Origin of the sequence: Pantoea sp. ACRSC (assembly GCF_022346785.1) — a bacterium.
In the GTDB taxonomy this organism is placed as follows: domain Bacteria; phylum Pseudomonadota; class Gammaproteobacteria; order Enterobacterales; family Enterobacteriaceae; genus Pantoea; species Pantoea alvi.
Genome location: NZ_JAKRNN010000009.1, coordinates 103852 through 117561, shown reverse-complemented (window position 1 = coordinate 117561; position 13710 = coordinate 103852). Strand labels below are relative to the sequence as shown.

At 60.1% G+C, this 13710-nt stretch carries 12 protein-coding genes; 5 read left to right on the top strand and 7 right to left on the bottom strand.

Going from position 1 to position 13710, the window contains the following annotated elements; translation table 11 throughout:
- Positions 1-144 precede the first annotated feature (144 nt).
- Positions 145-384 carry a cell division protein ZapB gene (zapB, locus tag MHZ97_RS11125; RefSeq protein WP_033754422.1) on the top strand — a complete coding sequence of 80 codons (240 nt, stop codon included), beginning with the start codon at positions 145-147 and terminating at the stop codon, positions 382-384.
- 55 nt (positions 385-439) lie between these two features.
- Here zapB and rraA read toward each other — a convergent pair whose 3' ends face one another.
- The 6 genes from rraA to priA all read right to left on the bottom strand — a co-directional run bounded on the left by rraA (position 440) and on the right by priA (position 7524).
- Complete coding sequence (gene rraA, locus MHZ97_RS11120; RefSeq protein ID WP_239314571.1) at positions 440-925, bottom strand: ribonuclease E activity regulator RraA; 486 nt, start codon at positions 923-925, stop codon at positions 440-442.
- A 160-nt stretch (positions 926-1085) separates the two neighbouring features.
- Positions 1086-2417: an HslU--HslV peptidase ATPase subunit gene (gene hslU, locus MHZ97_RS11115; RefSeq protein WP_033754427.1), complete on the bottom strand. Its 1332-nt coding sequence runs from the start codon at positions 2415-2417 to the stop codon at positions 1086-1088.
- Between the two features lie 9 nt (positions 2418-2426).
- The gene (hslV, locus tag MHZ97_RS11110) at positions 2427-2957 is read right to left on the bottom strand and encodes an ATP-dependent protease subunit HslV (RefSeq protein WP_103797267.1); all 531 of its coding nucleotides are present in this window, start codon (positions 2955-2957) and stop codon (positions 2427-2429) included.
- Positions 2958-3047: 90 nt separating this feature from the next.
- Entirely contained in the window at positions 3048-3995 is a 948-nt protein-coding gene (gene ftsN / locus MHZ97_RS11105) for a cell division protein FtsN (RefSeq protein WP_239314570.1), read from the bottom strand.
- Positions 3996-4148: 153 nt separating this feature from the next.
- Positions 4149-5183, bottom strand: coding sequence for a DNA-binding transcriptional regulator CytR (gene cytR / locus MHZ97_RS11100; RefSeq protein ID WP_103797265.1), 1035 nt, complete (start codon positions 5181-5183; stop codon positions 4149-4151).
- Positions 5184-5328: 145 nt separating this feature from the next.
- The gene (gene priA / locus MHZ97_RS11095) at positions 5329-7524 is read right to left on the bottom strand and encodes a primosomal protein N' (RefSeq protein ID WP_224481573.1); all 2196 of its coding nucleotides are present in this window, start codon (positions 7522-7524) and stop codon (positions 5329-5331) included.
- Positions 7525-7757: 233 nt separating this feature from the next.
- On the opposite strand from priA, the gene rpmE reads away from it, so the two are divergent.
- Positions 7758-7973, top strand: coding sequence for a 50S ribosomal protein L31 (gene rpmE / locus MHZ97_RS11090; RefSeq protein ID WP_033754439.1), 216 nt, complete (start codon positions 7758-7760; stop codon positions 7971-7973).
- Positions 7974-8385: 412 nt separating this feature from the next.
- Here the strand turns inward: rpmE and metJ are convergent, their stop codons facing one another.
- Entirely contained in the window at positions 8386-8703 is a 318-nt protein-coding gene (gene metJ, locus MHZ97_RS11085) for a met regulon transcriptional regulator MetJ (protein ID WP_033754441.1), read from the bottom strand.
- A 265-nt stretch (positions 8704-8968) separates the two neighbouring features.
- On the opposite strand from metJ, the gene metB reads away from it, so the two are divergent.
- The 3 genes from metB (at position 8969) to metF (ending at position 13676) form a co-directional block, all read left to right on the top strand.
- Positions 8969-10129 (top strand): cystathionine gamma-synthase, encoded by a 1161-nt coding sequence (gene metB, locus MHZ97_RS11080; protein ID WP_103797263.1) that lies wholly within the window; start codon positions 8969-8971, stop codon positions 10127-10129.
- A gap of 2 nt (positions 10130-10131) precedes the next feature.
- Positions 10132-12567 (top strand): bifunctional aspartate kinase/homoserine dehydrogenase II, encoded by a 2436-nt coding sequence (locus tag MHZ97_RS11075; RefSeq protein ID WP_239314569.1) that lies wholly within the window; start codon positions 10132-10134, stop codon positions 12565-12567.
- 212 nt (positions 12568-12779) lie between these two features.
- Positions 12780-13676 (top strand): methylenetetrahydrofolate reductase, encoded by an 897-nt coding sequence (metF, locus tag MHZ97_RS11070; RefSeq protein WP_239314568.1) that lies wholly within the window; start codon positions 12780-12782, stop codon positions 13674-13676.
- The last annotated feature ends 34 nt before the right edge of the window (positions 13677-13710 follow it).

Below are 13710 nucleotides of genomic sequence, written 5' to 3'. Positions count from 1 at the left end.
CGCCCGCAGTGCCCGCGTCGCTGGACTTGCGCTATCAGGCTACATACAATCGGAAACATTGTTGCTGGCCTGGCTGATACAGGGCGTCACGCGCTAAGGCTGGCATCATCAACGCCCTGCGAGAATTTAGGAGAGGTCAGAAAGATGTCATTTGAAGTATTTGAGAAACTGGAAGCGAAAGTTCAGCAGGCGATTGATACCATCACCCTGCTGCAGATGGAAATCGAAGAGCTGAAAGAGCAGAACAACGCGCTGAAAAACGAAGCGCAACAGGCGGCGGGCAATCATGACTCGCTGGTGCGTGAAAATCAGCAGCTAAAGGAAGAGCAGCATCTGTGGCAGGATCGCCTGCGTGCACTGCTGGGAAAAATGGAAGAGGTGTAAGCGCCTCATTACTATGAAAAACGGGAGCGCATCGCTCCCGTTTTCGTTTTCGGCGTTACTCGATATCGAGCGGATCTTCTGAGAGGATAATGCCGGTATTGTCGGCGTAGAGATGGTCGCCGGAAAAGAAGGTGACGCCGCCGAAATTAACGCGCACGTCGCTCTCGCCGATGCCTTCACCCGCCGCGCCTGCCGGCACTGCGGCAATCGCCTGAATGCCGATCTCCAGCTCCTCCAGGTCGTCTACCTGACGCACGGAGCCGTAAACCACTAAGCCTTCCCATTCGCTTTCCATCGCCAGACGCGCCAGCTGCGCATCCACCAGCGCGCGACGCACCGAACCGCCGCCGTCAATCACCAGCACGCGGCCCCGGCCGTTCTCTTCCAGCAGATCGTAGAGCAGGCCGTTGTCTTCGAAACATTTCACTGTGGTTATCTGACCACCAAATGAGGTGCGGCCACCGAAGTTTGAAAAAAGCGGCTCAACAACGTTCACTTCTTCATGGTAGATGTCGCAGAGTTCAGAGGTATCGTATTTCATGGTGGTTCCATCTGTTTGCCACAGGAGCGGTAAGTATACCGCCAGTTGCGGATTGTTGGCAAAATCATCAGCGGAAAAAAAAGGCGCTGCATCAGCAGCATGCAGAAAAAAAAGCCCGGCGCAGTGGCCGGGCTTTGCGCAAGCGCATGGAAAAATAGAATTACAGGATAAAGCGGCTGAGATCTTCGTCCGCCACCAGTTCATCCAGGTGCTTGCTGACATATTCCGCGTCGATGGTGACAGAGTCGCCGTGACGATCGCTGGCGTCATAGGAGATATCTTCCATCAGACGCTCCAGCACGGTGTGCAAACGACGTGCGCCGATATTCTCGGTGGTCTCGTTAACCTGCCATGCCGCTTCGGCGATGCGGCGAATACCATCTTCGGTGAACTCGACGTTCACCCCTTCGGTGCCCATCAGCGCTTTGTACTGTACGGTCACAGAGGCGTTCGGCTCGGTGAGGATGCGCTCGAAATCGTTCACGGTCAGCGCCTGCAGCTCGACGCGAATCGGCAGGCGGCCCTGCAGTTCCGGGATCAGATCTGACGGGCTGGCGACCTGGAACGCGCCTGACGCGATAAACAGAATGTGATCGGTTTTCACCATGCCGTGCTTGGTCGATACGGTGCAGCCTTCTACCAGCGGCAGCAGATCGCGCTGTACGCCTTCGCGCGACACGTCCGGGCCGGACGACTGGCCGCGCTTACAGATTTTGTCGATCTCGTCGATAAACACGATGCCGTGCTGCTCGACCGCTTCGATCGCATCCTGCTTCAGCTCTTCCGGATTAACCAGCTTGGCCGCTTCTTCTTCAATCAGCAGCTTCATCGCATCTTTGATTTTCAGCTTGCGTGGCTTCTGCTTCTGGCCGCCCAGATTCTGGAACATCGACTGAAGCTGGTTGGTCATCTCTTCCATGCCCGGAGGCGCCATGATTTCGACGCCAGCCGGCGCGGCCGCGAGGTCGATCTCAATCTCTTTATCGTCCAGCTGGCCTTCGCGCAGCTTCTTGCGGAACGACTGGCGCGCGGCGGAGGGTTCGCTGCTCTGCTCCGGCTGGCCCCAGTTGTTCTTGGCAGGCGGGATCAGCACGTCGAGGATGCGCTCTTCCGCCATCTCTTCGGCACGGTATTTGTTCTTTTCAATCGCCTGGCTGCGCACCATTTTCACGGCGGCGTCGGTCAGGTCGCGAATAATTGAGTCGACTTCTTTACCGACGTAGCCCACTTCGGTGAACTTAGTCGCCTCTACCTTAATAAACGGCGCGTTGGCGAGCTTCGCCAGGCGACGGGCGATTTCGGTTTTACCGACGCCGGTCGGGCCGATCATCAGAATGTTTTTCGGCGTCACCTCGTGGCGCAGCTCTTCGTCGAGCTGCATACGACGCCAGCGGTTACGCAGCGCGATGGCCACAGCTTTTTTTGCGCCGTCCTGGCCGATAATAAAGCGATTCAGTTCGCTGACGATTTCGCGGGGAGTCATCTCAGACATCTTTAATCCTTACGCCCTGGACGGCAGTTCTTCGAAGTTAACATTGTGGTTAGTGTAGATGCAGATGTCGCCTGCGATATCTAAGGATTTCGCGACGATCTCATGCGCGCCCAGCTCGGTATTCTCCAGCAGCGCACGCGCTGCCGCCTGAGCGAAGGGGCCACCGGAACCAATGGCGATCAGATCGTTTTCGGGCTGGATAACGTCGCCGTTGCCGCTGATGATCAGCGAGGCGTTTTCATCAGCGACCGCCAGCAGCGCTTCCAGACGGCGCAGCATACGGTCGGTGCGCCAGTCTTTCGCCAGCTCGACGGCAGCTTTCACCAGGTGGCCCTGATGCATTTCCAGTTTACGTTCGAAGAGTTCAAAGAGCGTGAAGGCATCTGCAGTGCCGCCAGCGAAACCGGCAATTACTTTATCGTTGTAAAGACGACGCACTTTTTTCACGTTGCCTTTCATAACGGTATTGCCGAGCGTTGCCTGGCCATCACCGCCGATAACGACTCGTCCGTTGCGTCGTACGCTTACTATTGTTGTCACGGGCAGACCCCTTGTTGCAGTAGAAAAAAAGCGCCGCGCGGCAAGGCGCGGCGCATCATGCAACCAGATATGGGGCGGGTTTGGCGGGTTTCAACCCCCGACGGCGAGCGGAATACAGTTTGAATGGCCGTTGCCGCGCAGCCGCTTCAGCGTACTGTCGGCGGCGCTGCGATCCTTCAGCGGACCTATCACCACGCGATTCCAGCCACCGCCGGTGGTAATCCGGCTTTCGAAACCTTCGAACGCCAGACCGGCGCGTACCGATTCCGCCTGGTCGGTGCCTTTAAATGAACCGCACTGCACCATCCAGCGCTGCGAAGAGGCCGGTTTTTCCGCCGCTTTCTTCGCTGTCTCCTGCGCAGGTTCGCGCGTAACGGGCGCAGGCTGCTGCGTTTGAGGCTGAGTCTGGCGCGGCTGTGCCGCCGGACGCGTACTCGGCTGCTGCTGAGACTGATGCGTGGTCTGCGTCTGGCGCGCAGGCTGGCTCGGCTGCGTGGTTTGCGGCTGACGCGCCGGCGCGCTTTGCGGCGCCTGCTGTTGACGCGACTGCATCTGAAGCTGCTGCTGGCGCTGCAGGGTCTGCTGACGCTGCGCCGGCGTCTGTTCGTTCCACGGCACTTCGTTCAGCTGCGTCGGCGACTGGCGCATATCCGCCTGCATCTGCTCCAGCAGCTGGCGCTGTTCGTCGGTGAGCTGCGTGTGCGACTCGATCTCGCCGCCCGCCGAAGGTTCGGTTGGCGTCGGCACCGTGACCTGACGGTTCTCCAGCTCTTTAATGTATTTCCAGCGCTCTTCAGGCTTCGGCGGCAGACCGTTGCCGTTGGCTTTATGATCCGGGATCACCGGCACATCTTCTTTTTTATGATGCGCAAGGAACCATAAACCACCGGCAAAGGTCACCAGCACCGCAACGGCCAGTCCGATAAGAAGTTTGGAAACACCTGAACCGCCTTTGCTTTTCTTTCCACGGCTGGTGCTGCTTTTTTTGCGACGCGTCCCTGTTGAACGCCCGCGGCCTACATAATCTCTCTGTGCCACTCTCGTTCTGATACCCTTCAAAAAATCGTGCCAATGGGGCGAAAACGCCTGGAAAGACCGCCCGGCAAGGAGTCCGCCATGTTACTCAAGGGTTGGAACTTTGACCAGCAGTGTTCGCTTTAAGAATCTACTGAAAATAACGCAAAAGTGCGGTTATTTCTCGTGCTTCTTCTCAGGCGCCGTGCTGCCGCGCACGGTGAGTTCGGCGTCCAGCAGACGTGAACCGTTGTTTACGCGCTTGCCCTGCAGCTCATCCAGCAGCAGCAGCATCGCTTCGCGTCCAATCTGATAGCGCGGCTGCGTCACGGTGGTGAGCGGCGGCTCGCAGTAGCGCGAGAGTTCGATATCGTCGAAGCCGACAATCGAGAGATCCTGCGGCACGCGCAGGCCGAGGCGTTTCGCCTGATTCATTGCGCCGAGCGCCAGCATGTCGCTGTGACAGAAGAGCGCGCGCGGCGGCTGCGGCAGCGCCATCAGCTGTTTCAACGCCTGCGCACCCGCTTCAAAGCTGAAGTCGCCCCGCACGATATAGGTGGGATCGACGGTAAGATTGCTGCGGCGCAGCGCCTGGATATAGCCCTGGGTGCGGTACTGGCACAGCGGCATCTCTTCCGGCCCGGCGATGCAGGCGATCTGGCGATGACCCAGCTGCAGCAGATGGTTAACCGCCTCAAAAGCGGCCGTCAGGTTGTCGATATGCACGGTAGGCAGCGCCATCTCCGGCGCGAACTCATTCGCCATCACCATCGGCGGCAGATTGCGCTGATCCTCATTAACGGGATCGAACGGGATCCGCGAACCGAGCAGCACCATGCCGTCGATCTGACGCGTCAGCAGCAGATCGAGAAAGGTCTTCTCTTGCTGATTCTGGTGCGCGCAGTCGCCAATCAGTACCAGATAGCCTTCCTGCGCCGCCGTCACTTCGACGCCGCGAATAATTTCGCTAAAGAAGGGATCGCAGATATCGGGGACAATCACCAGAATCGTCTGCGTGTCGCCGCGACGGGCGTTGCGCGTCAGGCCGTGCGACGCATAGCCGACGGCAATAACCGCCTGTTCGACTTTTTGCCGCGTCGCCGCCGAGACTTTTTCAGGATTCATCAGCGCGCGTGAGACGGTTGCGGTTGAAACGCCCGCCTTTTCAGCCACATCTTTCATGGTGGCGGGCGCTTGAGGGGTCTGCTCCAACACTCTACTCCTGACGCATTCAAAGGATAGTTATGGCCGAAAAAAGCCACGCCGCTCACATTGTTAACGATTGCGCGGCCGGTTTGTTACTTAATTTGCATAAAAATTGTGACTTGTGCGACTTTTTTCGATCTGGCTCGCAGGCTCAGCTCTCGGTGGGGTCGATATCAAGCGTCCATTTGACTTTGCGCGCGGCGGGCAGCGTCGTAATCAGCGGCAGCGAGCCGTCAAGCAGCTGCTGCAGGCGCTTACGCGAGGGGTGCTGTACCAGCAGCTGCCAGCGCCAGCGTCCGCCGCGCTTCGGCTGCAGCGCCGGAACCGGCCCCATCAGCCACATCGCGCTATCTTTCAGCGGGCTGGCGTCAAGCAGGTTGCGCAGCTGCTGCAAAAATTCGGCGGCCTGCTGGTTGTCGTGATCCTCGGCGCGAAACAGCGCATGGCTGGTCCAGGGCGGCAGCATGACCGACTGGCGCTCCAGCAGCGTCTGCTGGGCGAAGGCGAAATAGCCCTGATGCAGCAGCGTCTGCAGCAGCGGATGTTCCGGATGGTGGGTCTGCAGCAGCACTTCGCCCTGTTTGCCGGCGCGGCCGGCGCGGCCGGCGACCTGGGTATAGAGCTGCGCGAAGCGCTCGGCGGCGCGGAAGTCGGCGGAGAAAAGCGCGCCGTCCACGTCCAGCAGCGACACCAGCGTGACGTCCGGGAAGTGGTGGCCTTTTGCCAGCATCTGCGTGCCCACCAGAATGCGCGCGCCGCCGCGATGCACATCGGCCAGATGCTGCTCCAGCGCGCCCTTGCGGCTGGTAGTATCGCGATCGATGCGCGATACCGGCACGCCGGGAAACAGCGTGCCGAGCTGCTGCTCCAGCTGCTCCGTGCCGACGCCGACCGGCAGCAGATGGGTTGAACCGCACTGCGGGCACTGATTAGGCAGCGGACGCTGGCTGTCGCAGTGGTGGCAGCGCAGCTGGCGCTGCTGCTGGTGCAGGGTATAGTAACGTTCGCAGCGCTGACACTCCGCAATCCAGCCGCAGTCATGGCAGAGCAGGGCGGGCGAATAGCCGCGACGGTTAAGGAACAGCAGCACCTGATTATCCGCCTGCAGATGCTGGCGCATTTTGCCGATTAGCGCGGGCGCCAGCCCACCGATAAGCTGCTGGCCTTTGAGATCCACCAGCTGCTGCAGGGCCGGTTTCGCATTGCCGGCGCGTTTCGTAAGGTCGAGCTGACGATATTTGCCGCTGCGCACGTTGTGCAGCGTCTCCAGCGCGGGCGTCGCCGACCCCATAACAATCGGGATATTCTCTTCGCGCGCGCGGAATACCGCCAGGTCGCGCGCCTGGTAACGCCAGCCTTCCTGCTGTTTATAAGAGCTGTCGTGCTCTTCATCAATAATGATCACGCCCGGACGCGCCAGCGGGGTAAACAGCGCCGATCGCGTGCCGATGATAATGGCATTTTCGCCCTGGCGCGCGCGCAGCCAGACGGCAAGGCGCTCGCTGTCGTTAAGAGCGGAGTGCAGCACGTCGACCGGCGCGTCGAAGCGCTCGCGGAAGCGGGCGATGGTCTGCGGCGTCAGGCCGATCTCCGGCACCAGCACCAGCGCCTGCTTGCCGCGCGCCAGCACATTTTCCAGCACGCTGAGATAGACTTCGGTTTTGCCGGAGCCGGTGATGCCGGCCAGCAGCCAGGCGGCGTAGTGCTCATCCTCGCTGCGGATGGCGCCAACCGCCATCGCCTGGTCGGTATTGAGCCGCAGGCGCTCGCCCTTAACGGCATAGCGCGGACGCCAGTCCAGCTGCTGCGGCTGATGCTCGCGCAGGTCGCACAAACCTTTTGCGCGCAACGCCTGAAAGGCGGTTTCGGTCAGATCCTGCTCGGCGACCTGATGGCGATAGAGCGGCTGATTGCGCAACGCCGCCAGCGCCTGCTGCTGCTTCGGCGCGCGCTTCAGGCTTTCGGGCGCGGTTGCCTGGCCCTGTTCGGTGATGACCCACTGCCACAGCGGCGCGTCCTGCGCCGGTTTCCCCTGGCGCAGCAGCACCGGCAGCGCATGGCTCAGCACCTCGCCAACGGGCGAATGATAGTAACCCGCCGCCCAGTTGAGCAGTCGCCACAGGGAAGGCGGATAGAGCGATTCGCCGTCCAGTACCTCGGCGACGCGCTTGAGCTGCGCCTCCGGCAGATCGCTCTGGTCGCGGAAACCCACCACCACGCCAACCATTTTCCGGTTGCCGAACGGCACGCTGACGCGCCCGCCCAGTACCGGCTGCGCGCCGTGCGGCGGCAGATAGTCAAACAGACGGGGGAGCGGAACGGGCAGGGCAACCTGAACGACGGGCATGGCAATCTCTTTCCGGTTCAATGAGTCATCGCGGGACGCCTAGTGTACACGCTGGCGCGACCAGCGGGTATCTTGCAGAAGATTTGCTAAAAGCGGTTATTTTCTGTATAGTATGCCGCCTTTGGTGAGAAAGGTCTCGCCAGAGCTAAACATTAATGTTCAACCGCGTGTGGTGCTGTGCAGGTTTTTTAGCCTGGCACGGAGAGCGACACGGCCTTTTATGAGGTTCTCCCATGAAACAAGGTATTCACCCGAAATACGAAGCTGTGACCATCACCTGCACCTGCGGTAACGTGATTCACACGCGCTCTACTATGGCTCACGACATGAACCTGGACGTCTGCGGTAAATGTCACCCGTTCTACACTGGTAAGCAGCGTGAAGTTGCAACCGGTGGCCGCGTTGACCGCTTCAACAAGCGTTTCAGCGTACCGGGCGCTAAAAAATAAGTTTTCTGAGCGGAATGATTCACGCCTGGCGCTGAGTCATTCTGCTCTGCTGTTTCCCTTCGCGTTACCTCTCTGATTGTCTCTTCCCGTTCTGCACTGTCAACAACCCCCTTTCTCTGCCTCTACGCGCAGCGCACGCCTGTGTCCCATTGTCGCCTGACTCTTTTTTATTGCTCGCTAATGACACGCCAGCAAATTCCCTGCCGCGTTCTGTAGAGAACAGCGCGTCATTAAAGCGGCTTTTCTTGCGTCTGAAGAACGATTTATTTCTGAGAGCAGGCAGAAAATTAAGCCGGGATGATTTTCTTCTGGCGACGATCTGCAGCCTAAAGGCGCGATTGCTAATAAGGCGGGAGAAACTATGGCAGCAGAGTCTCAAGCGATAGCCTGCTGCCAGCGGCTGGCAAAGGGATCAATATTCCCAGGTATCGGGATCGACGCCTTTTTCGCGCATGATTTTTTTTGCTTCTTCCGGAATTTCATCGCTGCGCTCTTTGCGCAGATCAACATCATCCGGCAGCGGCTGTCCGGTGAAGGCATGCAGAAAGGCTTCACACAGCAGTTCGCTGTTTGTGGCGTGACGCAGGTTGTTCACCTGACGACGGGTGCGCTCATCCGTTAAAATTTTCAGCACGCTTAACGGGATAGAGACAGTGATTTTTTTAACCTGCTCACTCTTCTTACCGTGTTCAGCGTAGGGGCTGATATATTCGCCGTTCCATTCAGCCATGGGTTACCTTAATAAAAAGTTGAAAGTGGGAAATCCGTGGATTATGCCCGATTTTACCGTGCCTGACCTCTTGAACTGCGGGGTTTCTTCATCCTGGCCGCAAAAGCGGACGCAAAACGCAGGCAATGAGGGGTAATTTTAGCGGGTTATAGCTTTCTGCTCAATCTATACGCAAAGACATTTAGATGTCCAGATGTATTGACGTCTAATTATGGAGTGTTATCCTGATGCCTCTTTATTACTCTCTTCAGGAACAAAAAGCACCATGACGCGTAAACAGGCAACCATCGCGGTCCGCAGCGGTTTGAATGATGACGAGCAATATGGCTGCGTTGTCCCACCGATTCACCTCTCCAGTACCTATAACTTCCTCGACTTTAACGAACCGCGCGCGCATGACTATTCGCGTCGCGGCAACCCAACGCGCGACGTGGTGCAGCGCGCGCTGGCTGAGCTGGAAGGGGGAGCGGGCGCGGTGCTAACCAATACCGGCATGTCGGCGATCCATCTGGTGACGACGGTGTTCCTGAAGCCGGGCGATCTGCTTGTCGCCCCGCACGACTGCTACGGCGGCAGCTATCGCCTGTTCGACAGCATGGCGAAGCGCGGCGCGTACCGCGTGAAGTTCGTCGATCAGGGCGACCGTGCGGCGCTGGAGGCGGCGCTGGCGGAAAAACCGAAGCTGGTGCTGGTAGAAAGCCCAAGCAACCCGCTGCTGCGCGTGGTAGATATCGCCGCCATCTGCGAGGCGGCGCGCAGCGCAGGCGCCGTTAGCGTGGTCGACAATACTTTCCTGAGTCCGGCGCTGCAAAATCCGCTGGCGCTGGGCGCGGACCTGGTGATCCACTCCTGCACCAAATATCTCAATGGCCACTCTGACGTGGTGGCGGGCGCGGTGATTGCAAAAGATCCGGCGCTGGTGACCGAGCTGGCATGGTGGGCGAATAATATCGGCGTTACCGGCGCGGCTTTTGACAGCTACCTGCTGCTGCGCGGGCTGCGCACGCTGGCACCGCGTATGGCGGCGGCGCAGCGCAACGCGCTGGCAATTGTGAGCTATCTGCAACAGCAGCCGCTGGTGAAAAAGCTGTATCATCCTTCGCTGCCGGAAAACGCCGGACACGAATATGCGGCGCGCCAGCAGCGCGGCTTCGGCGCGATGCTGAGCTTCGAGCTTGACGGCGACGAAGCCCTGCTGCGTCGTTTTCTTAAGGCACTGCAGCTCTTTACGCTGGCGGAATCGCTGGGCGGCGTAGAAAGCCTGATTTCCCACACCGCGACCATGACGCACGCCGGCATGTCGGCGGAAGCGCGCGCGGCGGCGGGTATCTCAGAGACGCTGCTGCGCATCTCTGTGGGCATTGAGGATCATGAAGATTTAATTGCCGATCTGGATAATGCATTCCGGACGGCGTCTGAGGGTTAAAAATGACGATTTCAGCCGGCGCGGCAACGCCGAATAGTAAGCAGTTGCACAAATTTGGCGGCAGCAGCCTGGCGGATGCGCGCTGTTACCAGCGCGTCGCCACTATCATGGCGGATTACAGTCAGCCGGGTGATTTGATGGTGGTTTCGGCGGCTGGCTCGACAACCAACCAGCTGATTAGCTGGCTAAAGCTCAGCCAGAGCGATCGCCTGGCCGCGCATCAGGTGCAACAGGCTTTACGGCGTTATCACAGCGAGCTGATCGCCGGGCTGCTGCCTGCCGAATATGCCGAGCCGCTGATTGCGAACTTTATTCGCGATCTGGAAAAGCTCGCCGCGCTGCTGGACGGCACCATCAGCGACGCGGTCTACGCTGAAGTGGTCGGCCACGGCGAAGTGTGGTCAGCGCGGCTGATGGCGGCGGTGCTGAGCCAGCGCGATATCGACGCCTGCTGGCTCGACGCGCGCGACTTCCTGCGGGCGGAGCGCGCTGCGCAGCCGCAGGTGGACGAAGGCAAATCCTGGCCGCTGCTGCAGACGCTGCTGGCGCAGCATCCGCACCAGCGCATCGTCGTTACCGGCTTTATCTGCCGCAACGACGCGGGCGAAACCGTGCTGCTGGGGCGTAACGGCTCCGACTACTCCGCCACGCAGATTGGCGCGCTGGCGGGCGTCAGCCGCGTCACCATCTGGAGCGACGTCGCTGGCGTCTACAGCGCCGATCCGCGCAAAGTCTCCGACGCCTGCCTGCTGCCGCTGCTGCGCCTTGATGAAGCCAGCGAGCTGGCGCGTCTCGCCGCACCGGTGCTGCACACGCGTACGCTGCAGCCGGTTTCCGGCAGCGATATCGACCTGCAGCTGCGCTGCAGCTATCAGCCGGAGCAGGGCTCGACCCGTATCGAACGCGTGCTGGCGTCCGGCACCGGCGCGCGCATCGTCACCAGCCATGACGACGTCTGCCTGATTGAGGTTCAGGTGCCGGATCGGCACGATTTCGCGGCGCTGCATAAAGAGGTCGAGCTTCACCTCAAGCGCGCGCAGCTGCGTCCGCTGGCGACCGGTGTGCATCCGGATCGCCAGCTGCTGCAGCTCTGCTATACCGCTGAAGTGGTCAACAGCGTGTTCCAGCTGCTGCAGGATGCGGGCCTGCCCGCTCATCTGCAGCTGCGTGAAGGGCTGGCGCTGGTGGCGCTGGTTGGCGCGGGCGTGACGCGTAATCCGCTGCACAGCCACCGTTTCTGGCAGGAGATCCAGGATCAGCCGGTGGAGTTTGTCTGGCAGTCGGAAGATCATATCAGCCTGGTGGCGGTGCTGCGCGTCGGTCCGACGCAGTCGCTGGTTCAGGGGCTGCATCAGTCGCTGTTCCGCGCGGAAAAGCGCATCGGCCTGATGCTGTTCGGCAAAGGCAATATCGGTTCGCGCTGGCTGGAGCTGTTCGCGCGCGAGCAGGAAGCGCTGTCGGCGCGCACCGGCTTTGAATATGTGCTGGCGGGCGTGGCGGACAGTCAACGCAGCCTGCTGAGCTATGAAGGGCTCGACGCCAGCCGCGCGCTCGCGTTCTTTGATGACGAAGCGGAGGAGCGCGACGAAGAGTCGCTGTTCCTGTGGATGCGCGCGCATCCGTTCGACGATCTGGTGGTGCTCGACGTCACCGCCAGCACGCCGCTGGCGCAGCAGTATCTCGACTTCGCCAGCCACGGCTTCCACGTTATCAGCGCCAATAAAGTCGCCGGGGCGTCCGACAGCCAGACCTGGCGGCAGATCCGCGACGCCTTTACCAAAACGGGCCGACACTGGCTCTATAACGCCACGGTCGGCGCCGGTTTGCCCATTAACCATACGGTGCGCGATCTGCGCGACAGCGGCGACACGATTCTGGCCATCAGCGGCATCTTCTCCGGCACGCTCTCCTGGCTGTTCCTGCAGTTCGACGGCACGGTGCCCTTTACCGAGCTGGTAGACCAGGCCTGGCAGCAGGGCTTAACTGAACCCGACCCGCGCGTAGACCTGTCGGGCCAGGACGTGAAGCGCAAGCTGGTGATCCTCGCGCGCGAGGCGGGCTACAACATCGAGCCTGACCAGGTGCGCGTCGAGTCGCTGGTGCCGGCCGGCTGCGAGGCCGGCTCTATCGACGACTTCTTCGAGCATGGCGAGGCGCTTAACGAGCAGATGCTGCAGCGTCTGGAGGCGGCGCAGGAGATGGGCCTGGTGCTACGCTACGTGGCGCGTTTCGACGCCAGCGGCAAAGCGCGCGTCGGCGTTGAAGCGGTGCGGCCGGAACATCCGCTGGCGTCGCTGCTGCCCTGCGATAACGTCTTTGCGATCGAAAGCCGCTGGTATCGTGACAATCCGCTGGTGATCCGCGGTCCCGGCGCAGGGCGCGACGTCACCGCCGGCGCAATTCAGTCCGATATTCATCGACTTGCCCAACTGCTGTAACCCTTCCCGCGCCTGCCCCCGTGGCAGGCGCTCAGCGCCTCTTTTTAACCCGCATGAATTTCCCTCACCTGGTTTGAATATTTGTCACGCCGCTTTATCACTTTTCAGTTGACGGCATGCTGAGATTGGTTCATTTTGTGCATCTGGACGTCTAAACGTATGGATGTTCGCAGGCGGTAAATTAACCCGATGTTTTTGATGAGGTGAGCAGGATGAGTTTCTTTCATGCCAACCAGCGCGAAGCGCTGAATCAGAGCCTGGCGGAGCTGAACGGGCAAATTAATGTCTCATTCGAGTTTTTTCCGCCCCGTACCAGCGAAATGGAAGAGACCCTGTGGCACTCCATCGATCGTCTTAGCAGCCTGAAGCCGAAATTTGTCTCCGTTACCTACGGTGCCAACTCCGGCGAGCGCGACCGCACCCACACTATTATTAAAGGCATCAAAGAGCGCACCGGCCTCGAAGCTGCGCCGCACCTGACCTGTATCGACGCCTCGCGCGACGAGCTGCGCGCCATTGCGCAAGATTACTGGAACAACGGCATTCGCCATATCGTGGCGCTGCGCGGCGATCTGCCGGCGAACGGCGGCAAACCCGATATGTACGCCTGCGATCTGGTGTCGCTGCTGAAAGAGGTCGGCGACTTTGATATTTCGGTGGCCGCCTATCCGGAAGTCCATCCCGAAGCGAAAAGCGCGCAGGCCGATCTCATCAACCTGAAGCGCAAAATCGACGCGGGCGCCAGCCGCGCCATTACCCAGTTCTTTTTCGATGTTGAAAGCTACCTGCGCTTTCGCGACCGCTGCGTCGCCACCGGCATCGACGTTGAGATCGTGCCGGGGATCCTGCCGGTTTCAAACTTCAAACAGCTGACGCGCTTCGCCACGATGACCAACGTGCGGGTACCGGGCTGGATGAACGCTATGTTCGATGGGCTGGATGACGATGCGGAGACGCGCAAAATGGTTGGCGCCAATATCGCCATGGACATGGTGAAAATCCTGTCGCGTGAAGGGGTAAAAGATTTCCACTTCTATACGCTGAACCGCGCGGAGATGAGCTACGCCATTTGCCATACGCTGGGCGTGCGGCCGGTGCTGGCAGCCTGATATTGAGGGCAGCGCTGCGCTGCCCGCTTTAGCG

Coding starts and splice junctions, on each gene's coding strand:
- zapB (WP_033754422.1), top strand. CDS start 145: ATGTCATTTGAAGTATTTGAGAAACTGGAAGCGAAAGTTCAGCAGGCG.
- rraA (WP_239314571.1), bottom strand. CDS start 925: ATGAAATACGATACCTCTGAACTCTGCGACATCTACCATGAAGAAGTG.
- hslU (WP_033754427.1), bottom strand. CDS start 2,417: ATGTCTGAGATGACTCCCCGCGAAATCGTCAGCGAACTGAATCGCTTT.
- priA (WP_224481573.1), bottom strand. CDS start 7,524: ATGCCCGTCGTTCAGGTTGCCCTGCCCGTTCCGCTCCCCCGTCTGTTT.
- rpmE (WP_033754439.1), top strand. CDS start 7,758: ATGAAACAAGGTATTCACCCGAAATACGAAGCTGTGACCATCACCTGC.
- metJ (WP_033754441.1), bottom strand. CDS start 8,703: ATGGCTGAATGGAACGGCGAATATATCAGCCCCTACGCTGAACACGGT.
- metB (WP_103797263.1), top strand. CDS start 8,969: ATGACGCGTAAACAGGCAACCATCGCGGTCCGCAGCGGTTTGAATGAT.
- MHZ97_RS11075 (WP_239314569.1), top strand. CDS start 10,132: ATGACGATTTCAGCCGGCGCGGCAACGCCGAATAGTAAGCAGTTGCAC.
- metF (WP_239314568.1), top strand. CDS start 12,780: ATGAGTTTCTTTCATGCCAACCAGCGCGAAGCGCTGAATCAGAGCCTG.